The sequence below is a fragment of the Billgrantia tianxiuensis genome (genome assembly GCF_009834345.1).
GTDB classification, from domain to species: Bacteria; Pseudomonadota; Gammaproteobacteria; order Pseudomonadales; family Halomonadaceae; genus Halomonas; species Halomonas tianxiuensis.
Genome location: NZ_CP035042.1, coordinates 3597242 through 3614123, shown reverse-complemented (window position 1 = coordinate 3614123; position 16882 = coordinate 3597242). Strand labels below are relative to the sequence as shown.

Genomic DNA, 16882 nt, shown 5'->3' with positions numbered 1-16882 from the left:
GGGGCTGTGTCGTTGGGGGCGAAGGAAGTTGCGGCGTCAGCGCGTCAGTACCATCAGTGGTGTCCCATCGCCGTGGCTTGCCCGGGTTTCCAGCTCGGCATCGAACACCCGGGCTACGGAGCCGGGGCTGAGCACTGCGCTGGGTGGGCCGAAGGCGATGCGTCGGCCGCGCTCGAGCAACCAGACCCGATGGGCGAAGCGCGCCGCCAGGTTGAGGTCATGCAGCACGCAGGCTATCGCCAGGCGCTGCGTTTCAGCCAGTTCGCACAGCAGACGCATCAGGCGCTGCTGCTGGCCGATGTCCAGCGCGCTGGTGGGCTCATCGAGCAGCAGCACGCGGCCCGCTGAAGCCTCTGTGCTGTGCCCCAGACCCAGCTGGCACAGTGCTCGCGCGATCATCACCCGTTGGGCTTCGCCGCCGGAAAGGCTCAGGGCGCCGCGCTCGGCGAACGCCTGGAGATCGAGCAAGGCCAGCGCATCATCGACATCGGCCGGCGACGCCTCGCTGCCCAGTGCCACCAGCTCACGCACCGGCCAGTCGAAGCCCAAGGTGAGCTTCTGCGCCACCAGGGCGCGGCGCCGGGCCAGTGCGGCGGAATCCCAGTGATGTAGCGGTGTGCCGTCCAGGCAGACGCTGCCCCCATCCGGGCGGCGATAGCCCGACAGCAGCGACAGCAGGGTACTCTTGCCGGCCCCGTTGGGGCCGACGATGGCAAGCAATTCTCCCGGGACGAGGCAGTCGCTGAACGGCGTGAGCGCTGGCGCCTTGGCAAAACCTGCGTCGGTCAGGGTCAGCATGAGACTCTCCGCTTGAGCAACAGCCACAGGAAGTAGGGCCCGCCTAGCAGGCTGGTGAGCAGCCCCACCGGGATCTCCGCCGGGCTTGCCAGAGTTCGCGCCAGGGTATCCGCCACGATCAGCAGCAGGGCACCGCCCAGCATCGAAGCGGGCAGCAGCAGGCGGTGCCCCGGTCCCAGCCACAGGCGCAGGCAGTGGGGTACCAGCAGGCCGAGAAAGCCGATGATGCCCGCCAATGCCACGCATAGCCCCACACCCAGCGCCGTGGCCGGTATCACGCGGCGCTTGAGGCGTGGCGCGTCGAGTCCGGCAGCGTGGGCAGTCAGCTCGCCGAGCTGCAGCAGATCGAGCCCACGCGCGCAGCGCAGCAGCCACCATAGTGCCGGCGGAATGCCAAGCAGCGCGCCCAGGGTGGCGCTCCACAGCGCATGGGAGAGACTGCCCATGCCCCACAGGCTGAGCTGGCGCAGCTGCTCGTCGCTGGCGATGAAGGCCATCACGCCACCCATGGCGCCTGCCAGGGTATTGATCGCCAGGCCCGCCAGCAGCAAGGTGAAAAGGGCCTCCTGGCCTTGTTGACGCTGGCCCAGGGCGAACACCAGCACGCATACGCCCAAGGCACCGAGAAAGCCGGCCAGGAATTGACCATAGAGTCCAAAGCTGCCGGCGGCGCCATCGAACAGTACGATCCACAGCGCCACGGCGAGCCCTGCGCCGCTGGCCAGGCCCAGCAGGGTGGGGTCGGCCAGCGGGTTGCGAAACAGCCCCTGCATGGCTGCGCCGCTGCCGGCCAGCATGGCGCCGACCAGGGCTGCCAGGAGCAGGCGCGGCAGGCGCAATTGCCACCATACCTGCCAGGCCAACGGGGTGGGCCACTCGCCGAGCAGGACCCTGGGCGAGAGCCCCGCGCTGCCGCTCATGGCCGCCACCAGCAGCGCCCCCAGCACGGCCAGGCTCAGGACGAGGAGCACTCGGGCGGGAGGAAAGACGCCGCCGTGCCGGCCTGGCGCTGCGGCGATGCGCCGTCGAGGGAGGGCGGCGGCACGGCTCATGAGGTCACCCTCCAGCAGCCCTCCTCGTTGGTGGTATCCGTGACAGCGGAACGCAACGCCGAATGCAGGGCCATCAACGTGGTGGGCGTGCGCGGGCCGAAACCGAGCAGCGCCTGATCATCGCATACGACCAGGTTGCGCGCGTGTCCTGCCGGCGTCATGGCCAAGCCAGGCAGCTGCCACAGCTGCGCCTCGCCGCCGATGCCCTCGAGCCCGCTGCGAGTGGCGATCACCACCTCTGGGGCTACATTCACCAGGGCTTCCGCGCCCACCGCCTTGTAGCCGTTGAAGCTGGCGAAGGCATTGCGTGCCCCGGCGGCCTCGATAACGGCTTGGCCGGCGGTGTCGCGCCCTGCTGCCATGGGCGTCATGCCGCTATGGCTGAGCAGGAACATGGCGCTCGGTCCGGGCCCTTGTGTCGTCTGGCGCTGCGCTTCGAGCGTGGCGAACTTCGCCTCGATCTCGCTCACCAAGGCATCGCCGGCGTCATCGCGACCGATGGCACTGGCCACCGCCCGGATCTTGGCAGGCAGTGCTGCAAGGTTCGCGCCTTGCTCGATGCGCACCACTTCGACGCCAACCGCCTCGAGCTGGGCCAGCACTTCCCGTGGGCCGGCGGCGGCACCAACGATCAGCCGCTCGGGGGCAAGCGAGAGAATGCCCTCCGCCGCCAGTTGCCGCAGGTAGCCCACCGAAGGCAGAGCAGCGACGCGCTCCGGATACTGACTGGTGTCGTCACGTCCCACCACTCCCTCGAGTGCATCGAGCATGGCGAGGATCTCGGCCACGTCGCTGCCGATCACCACGGTGCGTGGCGCTTCGGCGAGTGCCACCTGGTATCCCAGTAGCAGGCCGGCTCCTAGGCCGAGGAGCAGGCATCTCCATCGCTTCATGCCGCGGCCTCACGGGCGTCGAGTTCGTCCAACAGCTGGCGCCATTCGCTCCGCTCGGGCTGGCCCTCGCGGCGTTCGGAGAAGATCTGCAGCACCAGCCCGCCTTGAGCATCGAACGCCTCCAGGCTGGTGACACCACCGTCGCGGTTGGGCTTGTGCACCTGCCACACGCAGGCGATGTTGGCGTCGTCCAGATGCAGGGTGAAATCCTTGGCGAACAGGTTGAGCCAGCCGCGCATGCGCTGTGGCGCGGGAATTCGTCCGGTGCGGATCTGCACACAGCCGGGGCTGGCGACGAACAGCATCAACGGCAGGTGGTTTGCCGCGGCATTGAACAGCGCTCGTCCACAAGCCTCGGGCCGCAGAGCCCGGGTGAACCGCCCTTCCATCAGCGCGTTGGCTTCGTGGCGACGTAGCTGGTGGCGATTCAGCAGACCGAAGAACTGATGCACGTCGCTCATCTGTGCCCACTCCTCGGCCAAGGTGGGCACCGTCGGCAGGGCGCGCGGCGGCGGTTCGACGGATTGGGTGAAGGCTGGCGCATCGGTGATGCCCAGCGCTTCCAGCTCTTGCCATGCCGGAGTTGCTTCTTCTGCCAGAGAGAATGCCTTGTGCAGAGCAATGCCATGACGGTTGAAGACCTGCAGGCTCAGGCGCTCCGGGCTGTCGTCACCCGCTCTTGGCCGGCGGTCGCGAATCAGGCAGGCCCAATGCCACTGGGCAAGGTGCAGGCGCAGGTCGAGGCCGCCCGGGGCGAGTAGCAGGCCGGCCTGCTCCGAACCGCGCAGTATGGGATATTGCCCGTGCTGCTCGAGTACGGCGTGGCGCGAGCGGGTCAGTGCCTTGACCTCACCCAGTCGATGGAAACGCGATGCCAGCGCATGAGGCGACAGCGGCAGGGTGACCACGTCGCGTCCGAGACGGGCGGCCTGTAGCTCGCCCTCGCTGATTTCCAGGCGACGGGCAATGTCCAGCGCCGGCAGGTGAGGAGTGGCCTCGCGGGCGGCGTCGAGGGCTTCGAGAATGGCTTGGCGGGTCTGGGTCGTTGCGTTCATCGATCTCTCCTTGTCACCACTGCAGGCTGACGTTGGCGAGCAGGCTGCGACCGTCGCCGAGGTTGCCGTCGGGGCGATGCCACTCCTTGTCGGCGACGTTGCGCAGCTTGAGCGAAGCGGAAAGCAGCGGCGAGAGCTGCCAGGCGAGCTGCACGTCGTGCAAGCCGTATCCGGGCAGCGCTTCATCTTCGCCCCGTTTGTCGAAGGAGCGGGCGAATCGACCGCGCCAACCCAGGGTCAGGTCGGGGCCGGCCAGGTGGTAATCGAGGCCGGTAAGCGCTTCCAGCGAGGTCAGGCTGCCCAGCGGCTCGCCGCTGTCGCGGTCGTGACCGCTCACTTCGGCCAGGCCGAGGAAGGCCGTGACGGGGCCGCCCGCAGGCGACCAGTCGAGGCGGGCGTCATAGCCCCACAGCCGGGCGCGGCTGACGTTGATGGCCCGGGTGGTGCCGGCGAAGAGATCGACCTCGGTGTCGATGAAGTCCTCGGCGCGGGTATCGAAGTAGCTGGCGCGCAGGCCCCAGTCGCCGAAGCGCCAGGCCAGGCCGCTCTCCCAGCTCTTGCTGGTTTCCGGCTTCAGGTCGGGGTTGGGCACCCAGAAGTTATCGGGCACGCAAACGAAGGGGCCCATGCAGAAGCCGCCGAAGTGACGCTCGTCGGCATAGAGTTCGGAGAGGGTGGGAGCGCGGAAGGCTTCGGCATAACCGGTGTAGAGCATCAGGTTGCTGCTGGGGTGCCAGGCCAGGCGCAGACGCGGAGAGAGGCGGCTCCTGTCGCTCTCGCGGCCTTGGCTGTCCTCGGCGCGGTAGCTGTCATGACGGGCGCCGAGGCCGAGGTCGAACTCGCCGATGCCGCCCTGGTCGAGATGGCGGCCCACCGTCAGGGTGTCGTCGAGGTAGAGGGCGACGCTGTCGATGTCCGCCTCGGGGAAGCCCGAGGCCGTACCGCCCGGGCGCTGGGTGGCGCGGCTCGCCTCGGCGCCGAAGGCCAGCGTCTGCGACAGCCAGCCGTGCTCCAGGCGGTGGTAACCGTCGCTCTGCACGCCCAGGCGCTCGAGCGTGCGCTCGGCGCCGGGCTCCTCGATCTGCTGTCGGCTCAGGGTCAGGCGGCTATCGAGTTGGGTGGCGGGTGCTGGCGTCCAGCGATGTCCCAGTTGCAGGTTGTCGCTGGTGGTATCGCGGTCGCGCAGCTCGCCCTCGAGCACCAACTGTTGAGGGTTGGGTGGCTGGGCGGCGTCTTCGGCGTAGTGCTGCCAGCTGGCGAACAGGCGATGAGAGTCGTTGAGCTGCCAGCCGCCCTTGGCTAGCAGGCTATTGAGGCTGGCATCCTCCGGCGTGGTTTGGCCGCCGGCACGGCGGATGTCACCGGATTCGCTGCGACCCAGGGCGAGCAAGCCGTCGAGGCTGCTGCCGTCGGCGAGGTCGCGCTTGCCGAACAGGCTCAGCGTGGCGCCGAGCTCGTCGCTGGCGGTGGCGCCACGCAGCGAGAGCCGGGCGCCACGGCTTTCACCCGGGCGCAGCAGATCTTCGGCATCCACCGTTTCGAAGCTGATCACCCCGCCCATGGCGTTGCTGCCGTAAAGACTCGACAGGGCACCGCGGGCGATCTGTACTTCGCGCAGCAGTGCCGGATCGAGGAAGAAGTTGCCGAGGTGGCCGGTGTTGATGTCCTGGCGCACGCCGTCGAGGCGTACCAGCACGCCGTTCTTGTCGAAACCGCGCAGGCTCAGGGTCTGGCCGTTGCGTCTCCCCTGGCCAGTCACGTGCAGGCCGGGCTGATTGGCGAGAATGTCCTCGATGCGCGAGGCGGTGCCAAGCGTGGGGTCGTGCCGGTCGATCACGTCGACGATCAGCGGAGCGAAAAAAGTGTCGGTGGGGGTGCGTGTGCCGGTGACGACCAATGGCGCCAACTCAGGTGTTGCGGTGGGCGGGTCGGCAGGCGTCTGGGCCAGGCCCAGCGGTGACACCAGCAGTAGCGCCAGGGTGCCGGTATGGCTCGTAGCTCGCTTCATGTTCCTGAAGTTCCTTGTCGTATCAGGCGATGAGCGGCTGGCTGGGTGGCGTGGGCTACCTGGCTGGCGTTCTTTTCGTCGTCGGGTTTATGAGGTCAGTATCAACTTGCCGTTACGCGTTTCGCGCAGCTGATAACGCTTGCCGCGGTGCTCGATGATCAACTGGCCCTGTTCGCCGAGCAGCGCGCTGCTTTCGACGATGCCGGGCTTGCCCGGGCGCTCCTGCGGCGTGGCGGCCTGCGCGCGCGTCATGATCGGGTCGGGGGAGGTTGCGCACATGGTGGTTGGCCTGAATGGGTTATTGTCTCAAACGCGAATAATTATTGTTTGTGGTGTGGCTGGCGTCAAGTCCCGCCGCCAAGTCCTGGGGCGACGCATGAACGCGAAAAGGTTAGGCTTGGTCCAAATTCAAGACGCTGAAACGAGACCCGAAACGCCATGATCGTGCTGCTGATTGCCTTTCTGCTGGCCATCTTCGTGTTGCCTAATGCCTGGGCCAAGTGGGTTTTGTCGCGTCATTCCCGCGGGCGCGACGACTACCCCGGTACCGGCGCCGAACTGGCCGACCATCTGCTGCGCCGCCTGGGCATCGAAGGGGTCAAGGTGGAGATGACCGAACAAGGCGATCATTACGACCCGGAGGCCCGCCGGGTGCGGCTCTCCCGCGAGCACTACGAAGGACGCTCGCTGACGGCGGTCACCGTGGCCGCCCACGAGGTAGGCCACGCCATCCAGCACCATGAGGGATATGCCCCGCTGATCGCCAGGGCGCGTATGGTGGGCGTGGCGCAGCGGGCCGAGAAGCTCGGCGCGCTGTTGATGATGGCCGCTCCCTTCCTGTTCATCCTGACCCGCCTGCCGGGGGACTGGCCATCGTGATTGCAGCGGCGATAATCAGCTTCGGCACTGCGGCATTGGTGCACCTGGTGACCCTGCCGGTGGAGTTCGACGCCAGCTTCAATCGCGCCCTGCCGCTGCTGCGCGAATACGTGCCGCCCTACGACATGCCCGGCGCCCGCCACGTGCTGACCGCCTGTGCCTTCACCTATGTGGCTGCCTCCCTGGCGAGTGTGTTGAACCTGGGGCGCTGGCTGGTGATCCTACGGCGCTGACCCTTCCAAAATCCTGGCCCTTCCAAATCCTGACCCATCCAAACCTTGAGCGTAAGCGGGAGCGGTTTCTAGAGTTCTAGGCATAGTCATCAGCCTTCATGGAGGAGGTGCGATCATGACGACTCCCCAGGACTTCGTGCGCGACAATGCCTTACCGCTCGCCGGTCGGAGCAGCGACTACGACCGCCTGCTTAAGGAGGTTGGTGAGCGCTCACTGGTGCTGCTCGGCGAGGCCTCCCACGGCACCGCCGAGTTCTACCGCATGCGTGCCGAGATCACTCGGCGCTTGATTCGCGAGAAGGGCTTCGAGGCGGTGCTCGTCGAAGCCGACTGGCCCGATGCGCTGCGGCTCAACCGCTACGTGCGCGGCGAGGGCGGCGACACACTCAAGAGCGCGTTCGACGACTTCCGGCGTTTTCCGCAATGGATGTGGCGCAATACCGAGGTGCGTGACTTCATCGGCTGGCTCGAGGAGCACAACGCCGGGCGGGACGAAGCTGCTCAGGTGGGCTTTCATGGCCTCGACGTTTACAGTCTGCACCGCTCGGCGGAAGCGGTGATCGAGTACCTCGATGGCATCGATCCGGAGCAGGCGCGTATCGCCCGTGAGGGCTACGGCTGCCTCGACCATGGCGGCGATCCGGTACGTTACGGCCACGATGCCGCCTTCGGACTCAGCCGTATCTGCGAGGATGCCGCCGTTCGCTTGCTTGCCGATCTGCTCGAGAAGTCGACCGGCTACCTGCGCGAAGATGACCGGCGCTCGCGGGACGAGCAGTTCTACGCCGAGCAGAATGCCCGTGTGGTGGTCAGTGCGGAGCACTACTATCGGGCCATGTTCGGCTCACGGGTGGATACCTGGAACCTGCGCGACGAGCACATGACCGATACCCTTGCCGAGCTGCGCGAACATCTGCGTCGCCAGGGCGGACGGGGCAAGGTGGTGGTGTGGGCGCACAATTCCCACCTGGGCGATGCCGCGTTCACCGACATGGGCTGGCATCGCGGCCAGCACAACGTCGGCCAGCTGGTGCGCCATCGCTTCGGTGCCGACCAGGCGCTGCTGGTGGGCTTCACCACCCATACCGGTTTCGTCTCGGCGGCCCGCGACTGGGGCGGCCCAGTGGAGCATCGCAAGGTGCGCCCCGCGATGGAGGGCAGCGTCGAGCGGCTGTTCCACGACAGCGGCCCCGGCGACTTCTACCTACCTCTGGGCGAGCGTGCCGCGCCCTTGAGGGAGCCGCTGTGGGAGCGTGCCATCGGCGTGATCTATCGCCCCGAGTCGGAGCGCATCAGCCACTACTTCAAGGCCTCGGTGGCCGAGCAGTTCGACGCCGTTTTCCACCTCGACGAGACCCTCGCCGTGGAACCGTTCGACAAGGGCGAGATGTGGCGGCCCGAGGAGGTGCCGGATACTTATCCCTTCGGCGTGTGACACTCAGGGATGGAACCGGCCTGCCTTCAAAACTCCGATACCTTGCCCCAGGCGCCCTTGTTCAGACGAGCCAGCCGGTACTGGCGATGCTCGACGAAGGGTGTCTTGCCCGTGACCATTTCCGCGATCAGGCGTCCGGCCCCCGGGCCGACGCCGAAGCCGTGACCGGAAAAGCCGGCTGCCAGCAGGAAGCCGGGCAGGTTCTCCGGCTGGTCGATGACTGGCACGCCGTCGGGGGTGCTGTCGATGTAGCCGGCCCAGCCGGCCTGAACGGGCACACTGCCCAGGGCGGGCAACAGCAGGCGCGCACGGGTCAGGGTCTCCCTCAGGATTCGTTCCGATGGGCGCGGATCGAGAATGCGCACCCGCTCCATCGGCGTGGGCCGGTCGAGCGCCCATTTCCTGCGCGTCTCATGACCGGATTGCCAGCCCTGCAGGTCGCCGGGGGAGAGCAGTTGCCAGCGCTTGGCGAACATCGGCAGGAAATGCGTGGAAAAGCGGAACTGCTGCGGTGTCAGGTCCAGGCAGGCGCGACCCGAGGTGGCAAGCGTATAGCCGCCGTCTCCCCGTCGGGTAACCGTTACCTCTGCCGTGTGCAGCGCATCGGGCAGGCCCTTGGCGCCTGGCATGACCGAGAGAATGGATGAGCGCACCGAGGCCTGCGGAAAACGGATACCGAGCTGGCGGCAGAAGGAGGAGGCCCAGGCGCCGCCGGCCATCACCACCTGTGACGTCTTGATCACGCCCTTCTCGGTGATCACCCCCGACACGCGTCCGGCCTCGGTTTCGATCCCACGCGCCGCACAGAACTGATGAATCGATCCGCCGTGCTTGATGACGCCCTTGGCGATCAGCGGTGCCGCCCGCGATGGATCGGCGATGCCGTCCGTGGGCGAAAACACTCCCCCCAGCCAGGATTTGCCGGTCATCGCGCCGCGCTCGGTGGCTTCGGCGGCGCTCAGCATATGGGTCGTGACCCCCTGGGTGATGGCAAAGTCGCGCCATCTGGCCCAGCCATCCAGCTCGGCTTGGCTGTCCGACAGATAGAACAGCCCGCAGCGGCGGAAACCGAGGTCCTCGCCGAGGTCGGCGGTGATCTCTTCCCAAAGCTCGAGGCTCTTGGTCGACAGTGGCAGCTCGCGCGCGTCACGGTTCTGCTGGCGGCACCAGCCCCAGTTGCGGCTGGACTGTTCGGCGCCGATGCGGCCCTTTTCGAGCAGCGCCACACTCACGCCCTGGCGGGCCAGGTAGTAGGCGGCGCATACGCCGATGATGCCGCCGCCAATGACCACGGCATCGGCGCGCTCCGGCAGGTCCGGCGTGGATGGAATCGCTAACAATGGAGCCGGCATGTGGCTTCTCCTGGCCTGGCTATCTGTGGTTATACCGCTTCAGCGTGCTGATATGGCCTGCGCCGCCAAAGCGGTAGGCTGCGACAATGCTCGATTCGTCCGTTCAACTCTGCTGTTCGCCGAAAGAACGACCGGGCCGCGACGCTTCAGGCGAGGTTGCCCTGGCACAGGTATTTGGTTGCCATGTAGTCGTCGAGGCCGTAGCGTGAGCCTTCGCGACCGTAGCCCGACTCCTTGATGCCGCCGAAGGGAGCCGATTCGGCGGCGAGCGCGCCTTCGTTGATACCGACGAGGCCGGTTTGCAGACGCTCGGCGAGGCGCCAGATGCGCTCCACATCGCGGGAGAAGAAATAGGCGGCCAGGCCGTAGGGCGTATCGTTGGCCGCAGTCACCACCTCTTCTTCATCGGCGAAGCGGAACAGGGGCACCACCGGACCGAATGTCTCGTCCTGGGCCAGCTCCATGTCGTGGTTGGCGTCGCCGAGCACGGTGGGAGCGTAGTAATTGGGCCCGCTGGTGACGCCGCCGCTCAGGCGCTGCCCCCCAGTGAGCAGCGTGGCGCCTCTGGCCAGGGCATCCTGCACGTGACGTTCGATCTTGTCGACGGCGCGGGCGTTGATCATCGGGCCGATCTGGCTTTCTGCGCGGTCGCCGGGACCGACGCGCAACGACTGGACACGGGCCACCAGCTTGTCGGCGAAGGCCTCATAGACCGACGCCTGGACGTAGACACGATTCGGGCTGACGCAGGTTTGGCCGCCATTGCGGAACTTGGCGGCCATCAAGCCCTCGACCGCTGCATCGAGATCGGCATCCTCGAACACGATGAATGGGGCATTGCCACCGAGTTCGAGCGACAAGCGCTTGAGCGTGGCGGCCGAATCGCGGGCCAGCAACTTGCCGACCGCCGTCGAGCCGGTGAAGGTGATCTTGCGCACCCGGGAATCGCTCAGCCAGGCGCCCACGACATCGCCGACACGCTCGCGCGAGGAGGTGACGATGTTCAGCACGCCGGCAGGGAGCCCGGCCTCCTCCGCCAGCGCGACCAGTGCCAGCGCGGTCAGCGGCGTGTCCTCGGCCGGCTTGGCGACCACGGTGCAGCCGGCGGCGAGGGCCGGTGCGATCTTGCGGGCGATCATCGCCAGCGGGAAGTTCCAGGGCGTGATTGCCGCCACCACGCCGACCGGCTCCTTGGTCACCAGCATTCTCTTGCTGCCCACCGGTGCGGGGATGATGTCGCCGTAGCTGCGCACCGCTTCCGCCGCGAACCAGTCCACGTAGGAGGCGCCGTACGCCACTTCGCCGCGCGCTTCCGCCAAGGGCTTGCCCTGCTCACGGGAGATCAGGCGGGCGAGATCCTCGGTATGTTTCACGATCAGGGCGTACCAGCGTTTGATGATCTGCGCACGCACCGCTGCCGGTTGCTGACGCCAGCTGTCGAATGCGCGGTGCGCTGCAACGGTGGCAGCCTGTGCATCGGCGGCGGTGCTGTCGGCGACGCTGATGAGGGTTTCACCGGTTGCCGGGTCGTCGACGGCGTAGTGTTCGCCGGTGGCACCTGGTTGCCACTGTCCGTCGATGAAGTTGTCGGAGCGTACAAGATCGGGACGATCGAGATTCAGGGCCATGGCTGCTGCCTCGTTGGTGTAATGGGTGTCGAAGCCAGAGCAGCCAAAGGGCCTTGCCCCGATATGATGTCGGCTGCTGCATTGACCCTATATTAGGCGCCCCGTCCCGGCGGAGGCTTTCGTAATGAGGTCCTGCAATCGCAGATTCGGGCGTTTTCGAGGGAGCTCACGGAAGCTTATGCCGTGAGGGTAAGGAGGAGAGGCCAGTCGGAAGGGGTCAGTCGTGATCGCTGATCAGTTTTTCAATTGGATAGTATTTTTTCACGACGGGCGACTTGATCACAATATAGCTGAAGTACTTGTCGATACCGATATTCTGCTCGAGCAGATCCTCCATGACACTTTGGTAATGGACGACATTGCGGGTAAGAAAGGTCAATTGGTAGTCGAAGCCACCGCTCACCAGATGACACTCGAGAACTTCATCCACTTTGCGTATATAGGCCTCGAAGCGTGCGAAGTCTTCGAGGCGGTGATCGGAGAGCGTTAGCTGGGTAAAGACCCGCTGAATACTGCCAAGCTTCTCGAGCTGCAGGTGCGCGCCATAGTCGATGATATAACCGGCTTTTTCCAGGCGTTTGACACGAGTCAGGCAGGGACTGGGGAGAGTCCGACGGCGTCTGCCAAAGCGACATTGGAGATACGGCCGTTACGCTGCAAATGGCTCAGAATGCGTATGTCGAGGCGGTCCAGTTTGGGTGCGCCGATCATCCAAGGCTCCGGTGGGTTCGGTCTGTCGGTCCGGCAATGACAGAAAAATGCGACGCACCATTACCTGCGTGCGTCGCATGCGACTGTCAGCGCAGGGCCTGGCGTACTTCGGGTTGGTCGAGCACTGCATTCAGGGTGCGTTCGAGGCGCTCGAACAGTAAATCGAAGTCATTACTTGTATAGCAAAGTGCGGGAGCAAAGCCAAGAACGTTATCGGCGAAAGCCCGCAGGATGATGCCGTTGCCATAGGCAGCTTCGAAGAGACGATCGGCCAATTTTAATGAGGGGTCGAAGCGCTCTTTGCTCTGCTTGTCGGCAACCAGTTCGAGGGCGCCAAGGAAGCCGCGACTGCGAGCATCGCCGACAAGGGGATGAGCGAGCATGGAGCGCAGGCCTGCTTCGAAACGCGGTGCCAGGGCGATGCCGTTCTGCAGCAGGCCATCCTCATACAGGCGCAGCACCTCCAGGGCGACGGCGGCACTTACGGGATGAGCGGAGTAGGTATGGCCGTGTCCGATCGGGAATTCCGCACCACCGCCTTCGGCGATGCCCTGATAGACGGCTTCACTCATCATCACGGCCCCCATGGGGGCATAGCCAGCGGTCAAACCCTTGGCCAGGGTCATCAGGTCCGGCGTGACACCTTCGGCCTCACAGGCGAACATCGGCCCCGTGCGACCGAAGCCGGTGATCACCTCGTCGACCACGAACAGAATGCCCAGCTCCTGGCAGCACTCCTGCATGGCCTTCAGCCAGCCCTTGGGCGGTACGATTACGCCGCCGGAGCCCTGAATGGGTTCGCAGAAGAAGGCCGCGACGCGGTCGGTGCCGAGTTCGCGCACCTTGCCTCGTAGTGCCGCCACGGAGGCCTCGATGATGGCGGCGGGATCCGAACCGAGCGGGTTGCGGTAAGGGTAGGGCGAAGGAATGCGATGCTGATTGGGCAGCGGCAGATCGAAGTTGCGATGGAACACCGGCAGGGCGGTCAGCCCCGCGCCCTGGGACGAGGATCCATGATAGCCGCGCTCGAGAGTAATGAAGTGCTTCTTCTCACTTTTCCCCTGAGCGTTCCAGTAGTTGACGATGAAGCGGATCGCCGAGTCCACCGCGTCGGAGCCGCCCATGGTGAAATAGACGCGCTGCAGCGATGCCGGGGTCAATTCCACCAATTTGGCGGCCAGGCGGATGGCTGGTTCGGAGCCGAAATGGAAGTAGCCGGTAGCGTAGGGCAGCCGGCGCATCTGCTCCTCGGCCGCACTCACGATGCTCTCATGGCCATAGCCGGTGTTGACGCACCAGAGGCCGGAAAAGGCGTCGAGGAGCTCGCGGCCGCTGCTGTCCTGCAGGTAGGCACCGCGCCCCGCCGTGAGTACCGTGACGCCGCGCTGTTCATGAGAGCGGTAGTTGACGACCGGATGGACGAGGTGGCCGCGATCCAGGGTGACGAGATTATCTGTGTGCATGGGTCTGTCCGCCGAAATGCTAATGAACGTTGGGCCTGGTGCGAGCCGCGCCGATTTAGCGCGGGTGTCGGCCTGCCAGTTATCCTCGGCGGTTGACACGATGCACCCACGACCATGATAGTCACCCGGCCGCAACGTTTTATTGCGACTATTCGCTTCGCCAGAACCGATAGTTTCGTAATCGTCACTGTTTCGGAAGATACTGTCGGCACCGCTCTATCGCCGCCATTGAGCCGCTGCCGCTCGTTGCTTCATGCACTTCGCTCGGCGGCACACGCGCCGCACGATCGAGCCCCTCGTTGCCGCGTCACGTCATGCCCAGCTTGGCTTGCCGGTTGCGATCACGGTCAGTGGATACCCACGTTGCTCGAGTGGTCGGCGCAATACGACCCGGCTGGAGAATTTCTCGATGCCGATGTCGTCTTCCAACAGCCGCTCCATGAGCGCCTGGAAATGGGCGATATCCGGCGCCACGATTTTCAAGAGGTAATCGTAGCCACCGCTGACGTTATAGCATTCGACGATCTCGTCGTACTTGCCGGCCCCGGTTTCGAACTTGCGGAAGTCGTGCGGCCGGTGGTTGCTGATGGTCACCTCGGAAAACACGATGACGTGGCTGCCCAACTTCTCCAGCGCGACGTCCGCGCCGTAGCCCCGGATGACGCCGGTCTCCTGCAGTCGCTTGGTACGGGCGAGGCATGGGCTCTCGCTGAGGCCGACGGCCGCGGACAGGTCGACATTCGAGCAGCGTCCCTCGCGCTGAAGATGCACGAGAATCTTCATGTCGAACTGATCGAGGGAGGCTGCAGATCGCATGGTCGATTACCTTCGAGGCCGCCGGTTACTATGCTTGTGCCACGAAGCCCAGCGCTTCGTCGAGCACTTCGATCACTATCCCGGCCTGTTCCGCTGACAGTACCAACGGCGGTCGAATCTTGAGCACATTATGGCCCATTGCGCAGGCGCTCAGCAGCACGCCCTTGTCGCGCATGCGATTGACGACCCGGGTGGTGAACTCGCGGTCGGGTGTGCGCGTTGCACGGTTCGAGACGAGTTCCACGCCGACGAACATGCCCACGCCGCGTACGTTACCGATGGCCTCGTGCCGGCTGGCAAGCTCGGCGATGCCGTCGCGCAGTAGTTTCCCGACCCTGGCGGCATGCTGTATCAGGCCTTCCTTTTCGATCGTATCCAGCACCGCCAGCGCTGCCGCACAGGACACGGTGTTGCCGGCAAAGGTGTTGAAGTAGCGGGATTTTTTGCCGAAGTCCGCCAGCGCATCGGCGGTGGCCAACAGCCCTGCGATGGGCTGTCCGTTGCCCATCGGCTTGCCCATGGTGACGATGTCCGGAGAGATGCCGTGACGCTGGAAGCCCCACATATGCTCACCCGTGCGGCCGAAGCCGGGTTGCACTTCGTCGGCGATGAACAGGCCGCCGGCGCGCTTGATCGCCTCGACCGCGCCCTTCAGGAAGCCCGCAGGCTCGGGGAGGATGCCGTCGCTGGTGAAGACGGAGTCGACCAGGAGCATCGCTGGCTTGATGCCATGGCGCTTCAGGTCGGCGATCGCCGCCTCGACGTCGCGGGTGAAGCGCTCGCCGAGATCGGCCCCTTCGGCATGATAGAAGCACGGTGCAGGGACCGTGCGCACGTGAGCGCCGAGATCGACTGTTGTACCGAGCGATGGTGAGAATTTCGACACCGCATCGGTGAAGCCATGGTAGGCGGTTTCGGTCACGATCACACCGGTGCCGCCGGTACGGACCTGGGCGATGCGATAGGCGACATCGTTCGCTTCGCTGCCGGTGCAGGTCAGCATGAGATGGGCAAGTTCGGTCTCGGGCACGGTGGCGAGCAGGCGTTCGGCCAGTTCGAGAATCGTGTCGTGAAGATAGCGGGTGTTGGTCGCGAGGACCTTGACTTGCTGGCAGATCGCCTCGGTCACCGCCGGGTGGCAGTGCCCGAGCGAGGCGACGTTGTTGTAGATGTCGAGGTAGCGGCGGCCATCCGGATCGATCAGCCACACGCCTTCGCCGCGCACGATATGCAGCGGATGTTCGTACATCAGCCGATAGGCCGGACCGAGCAAGGCGTCGCGCCGCTCGATCATCGCCGCGGTGACGGGGCCCACGTCGACGCGCCCGGGGATATAGGCGTTGACCATGTTGAGGTCGGTGGTGCTTTTCATCGGCTTTCTCCTTTTCGCACTTCGGTCAGCAAGCGGTCGCGCGCTTCATCGCGGGAAAGAGCGTTCATCATGGCCAGCGCCGCCCAGGACGCAGGATTGTGGCGCATGATGTAGTCGCGGTTCTCGGGGTAGCGCTTGGCACGCCATTCCGAAATCAATACGGTGATGAGGTGGCGTGTCGCCATGAGATCGGCAACGATCTCCTGCTCGATGTCGGTAAGCGGCAACGTCGCGTGATAGGCCCCGACGAACTGCGCCGGCCCCGCGAACGGGTCGGCATTGCCCGTGGTGTGGAAGGCTGCTGCCGTCGCGACCTCGCCGACCAGTGGCGCATGCAGCATGTCGCCGAAGTCGATGATCCCTACGATGCGCTCATGATCGTCGGGTGTGACCAGCACGTTGTAGAGGTGAAAATCGTTGTGGATGACCTGAGCCCGCACCGAGGCAAGGCGGGGCAGCACATGGTCGGTGAAACGCGTCATGAACGACTCGGCGAGCGCACGACGCGGGGCGTCCACGATGGCCTCGAGCTTGTCGGCCAGCCGGTGCGCGGTGGCGACGTTCCACAGCAGGTCATGCGTTGCCCCAGGGTGCGAGAAATCACGCAGCGCGAGGTTCAATTCGGCGAGCATGGTCCCCATGGCCTGGCGCTGCGTAGCGGTCCGAGGTGTCTCGCGTATCTGGACGCCGTCGAGATAGGTCAGCATCCGCACGGTGGTCTCGACCCCGTCGGGAAGGGTCACCGTGTCACGCGACCGCCCATCGAGTGTTCGTACCACGCGGGGCACCGGCTGGTCCGGCGCTATACGGGCGATGTGGTCGAGTGCGGCGATCTGAAAATCGATGACCGAAGCCGGTTCGGATGGATTGCTGATCTTGAAGACGTAACGCCTGCCGTCTGCGGTCTCGATGCGACAATTCTGGTCACGCTCGCCCGCCAGTGATTTGACGCTGCCGGTGATACCGTAGAGACGACAGACCAGGGCTTTCACCTCGTCCGGGGCAAGATTGGGCACCGCCGTGCTCAGCGCCGCTGTTGCAATCGCAAGATTCTCCACCATCACATACCTCGTTTCATCGTGGTGGTATGGGGCAGGCATCCGGATTCAAGCAAGTCGGGAGGTTGGAGTATTCCGGTCAGCCCGAACGCGTATTCGAGTGCCTGGGCCCGTGTCGGTGTGTAAGCA

Annotated in this window: 15 protein-coding genes and 1 pseudogene; 2 read left to right on the top strand and 14 right to left on the bottom strand. The window is 65.4% G+C overall.

Translation table 11 applies throughout. The annotated features are described in order from the left end of the window. Positions 1–36: 36 nt before the first annotated feature. The 6 genes from EKK97_RS16865 to hemP form a co-directional block, all read right to left on the bottom strand. Positions 37–798: an ATP-binding cassette domain-containing protein gene (locus tag EKK97_RS16865; protein ID WP_159553621.1), complete on the bottom strand. Its 762-nt coding sequence runs from the start codon at positions 796–798 to the stop codon at positions 37–39. Continuing rightward, a complete protein-coding gene (locus tag EKK97_RS16860; protein ID WP_159553619.1) occupies positions 792–1850 on the bottom strand; it encodes a FecCD family ABC transporter permease in 1059 nt (352 codons plus the stop codon). The genes EKK97_RS16865 and EKK97_RS16860 overlap by 7 nt, the downstream gene beginning before the upstream one ends. Continuing rightward, positions 1847–2743: a heme/hemin ABC transporter substrate-binding protein gene (locus tag EKK97_RS16855; RefSeq protein WP_159553617.1), complete on the bottom strand. Its 897-nt coding sequence runs from the start codon at positions 2741–2743 to the stop codon at positions 1847–1849. The genes EKK97_RS16860 and EKK97_RS16855 overlap by 4 nt, the downstream gene beginning before the upstream one ends. Next, entirely contained in the window at positions 2740–3798 is a 1059-nt protein-coding gene (locus EKK97_RS16850) for a ChuX/HutX family heme-like substrate-binding protein (protein WP_159553615.1), read from the bottom strand. Before EKK97_RS16850 ends, EKK97_RS16855 begins: the two co-directional genes overlap by 4 nt. A 13-nt stretch (positions 3799–3811) precedes the next feature. Beyond that, entirely contained in the window at positions 3812–5806 is a 1995-nt protein-coding gene (locus EKK97_RS16845) for a TonB-dependent receptor domain-containing protein (protein WP_159553613.1), read from the bottom strand. An 87-nt stretch (positions 5807–5893) separates the two neighbouring features. Continuing rightward, positions 5894–6058, bottom strand: a complete 165-nt coding sequence (gene hemP, locus EKK97_RS16840; RefSeq protein ID WP_159553611.1) for a hemin uptake protein HemP — start codon at positions 6056–6058, stop codon at positions 5894–5896. 186 nt (positions 6059–6244) lie between these two features. Here hemP and EKK97_RS16835 point away from each other — a divergent pair. Further along, positions 6245–6918, top strand: a pseudogene (locus tag EKK97_RS16835) (zinc metallopeptidase). Positions 6919–7033: 115 nt separating this feature from the next. After that, positions 7034–8353, top strand: a complete 1320-nt coding sequence (locus tag EKK97_RS16830) for an erythromycin esterase family protein (RefSeq protein WP_159553609.1) — start codon at positions 7034–7036, stop codon at positions 8351–8353. Between the two features lie 26 nt (positions 8354–8379). Here EKK97_RS16830 and EKK97_RS16825 read toward each other — a convergent pair whose 3' ends face one another. The 8 genes from EKK97_RS16825 to EKK97_RS16795 form a co-directional block, all read right to left on the bottom strand. After that, complete coding sequence (locus EKK97_RS16825) at positions 8380–9705, bottom strand: NAD(P)/FAD-dependent oxidoreductase (RefSeq protein ID WP_159553607.1); 1326 nt, start codon at positions 9703–9705, stop codon at positions 8380–8382. Positions 9706–9851: 146 nt separating this feature from the next. Then, positions 9852–11333: an NAD-dependent succinate-semialdehyde dehydrogenase gene (locus EKK97_RS16820; RefSeq protein WP_159553605.1), complete on the bottom strand. Its 1482-nt coding sequence runs from the start codon at positions 11331–11333 to the stop codon at positions 9852–9854. Positions 11334–11550: 217 nt separating this feature from the next. Beyond that, the gene (locus tag EKK97_RS26275; RefSeq protein WP_479688643.1) at positions 11551–11772 is read right to left on the bottom strand and encodes an Lrp/AsnC family transcriptional regulator; all 222 of its coding nucleotides are present in this window, start codon (positions 11770–11772) and stop codon (positions 11551–11553) included. Positions 11773–11921: 149 nt separating this feature from the next. After that, positions 11922–12044 carry an AsnC family transcriptional regulator gene (locus tag EKK97_RS26270; RefSeq protein ID WP_236551263.1) on the bottom strand — a complete coding sequence of 41 codons (123 nt, stop codon included), beginning with the start codon at positions 12042–12044 and terminating at the stop codon, positions 11922–11924. Positions 12045–12130: 86 nt separating this feature from the next. After that, a complete protein-coding gene (locus tag EKK97_RS16810; protein WP_159553603.1) occupies positions 12131–13507 on the bottom strand; it encodes an aspartate aminotransferase family protein in 1377 nt (458 codons plus the stop codon). A gap of 312 nt (positions 13508–13819) precedes the next feature. Further along, complete coding sequence (locus EKK97_RS16805; protein ID WP_159553601.1) at positions 13820–14323, bottom strand: Lrp/AsnC family transcriptional regulator; 504 nt, start codon at positions 14321–14323, stop codon at positions 13820–13822. Between the two features lie 28 nt (positions 14324–14351). After that, complete coding sequence (locus EKK97_RS16800; RefSeq protein WP_159553599.1) at positions 14352–15695, bottom strand: aspartate aminotransferase family protein; 1344 nt, start codon at positions 15693–15695, stop codon at positions 14352–14354. After that, on the bottom strand, positions 15692–16756 hold the full coding sequence (locus tag EKK97_RS16795; RefSeq protein WP_159553597.1) for a phosphotransferase: 1065 nt from the start codon (positions 16754–16756) through the stop codon (positions 15692–15694). Before EKK97_RS16795 ends, EKK97_RS16800 begins: the two co-directional genes overlap by 4 nt. Positions 16757–16882 lie beyond the last annotated feature (126 nt).

Excerpts from the sequence above, each read along its gene's own strand:
- EKK97_RS16865 (WP_159553621.1), bottom strand. The coding sequence starts at position 798 with ATGCTGACCCTGACCGACGCAGGTTTTGCCAAGGCGCCAGCGCTCACG.
- EKK97_RS16860 (WP_159553619.1), bottom strand. The coding sequence starts at position 1,850 with ATGAGCCGTGCCGCCGCCCTCCCTCGACGGCGCATCGCCGCAGCGCCA.
- EKK97_RS16855 (WP_159553617.1), bottom strand. The coding sequence starts at position 2,743 with ATGAAGCGATGGAGATGCCTGCTCCTCGGCCTAGGAGCCGGCCTGCTA.
- EKK97_RS16850 (WP_159553615.1), bottom strand. The coding sequence starts at position 3,798 with ATGAACGCAACGACCCAGACCCGCCAAGCCATTCTCGAAGCCCTCGAC.
- EKK97_RS16845 (WP_159553613.1), bottom strand. The coding sequence starts at position 5,806 with ATGAAGCGAGCTACGAGCCATACCGGCACCCTGGCGCTACTGCTGGTG.
- hemP (WP_159553611.1), bottom strand. The coding sequence starts at position 6,058 with ATGACGCGCGCGCAGGCCGCCACGCCGCAGGAGCGCCCGGGCAAGCCC.
- EKK97_RS16830 (WP_159553609.1), top strand. The coding sequence starts at position 7,034 with ATGACGACTCCCCAGGACTTCGTGCGCGACAATGCCTTACCGCTCGCC.
- EKK97_RS16825 (WP_159553607.1), bottom strand. The coding sequence starts at position 9,705 with ATGCCGGCTCCATTGTTAGCGATTCCATCCACGCCGGACCTGCCGGAG.
- EKK97_RS16820 (WP_159553605.1), bottom strand. The coding sequence starts at position 11,333 with ATGGCCCTGAATCTCGATCGTCCCGATCTTGTACGCTCCGACAACTTC.
- EKK97_RS26270 (WP_236551263.1), bottom strand. The coding sequence starts at position 12,044 with ATGATCGGCGCACCCAAACTGGACCGCCTCGACATACGCATTCTGAGC.
- EKK97_RS16810 (WP_159553603.1), bottom strand. The coding sequence starts at position 13,507 with ATGCACACAGATAATCTCGTCACCCTGGATCGCGGCCACCTCGTCCAT.
- EKK97_RS16805 (WP_159553601.1), bottom strand. The coding sequence starts at position 14,323 with ATGCGATCTGCAGCCTCCCTCGATCAGTTCGACATGAAGATTCTCGTG.
- EKK97_RS16800 (WP_159553599.1), bottom strand. The coding sequence starts at position 15,695 with ATGAAAAGCACCACCGACCTCAACATGGTCAACGCCTATATCCCCGGG.
- EKK97_RS16795 (WP_159553597.1), bottom strand. The coding sequence starts at position 16,756 with ATGGTGGAGAATCTTGCGATTGCAACAGCGGCGCTGAGCACGGCGGTG.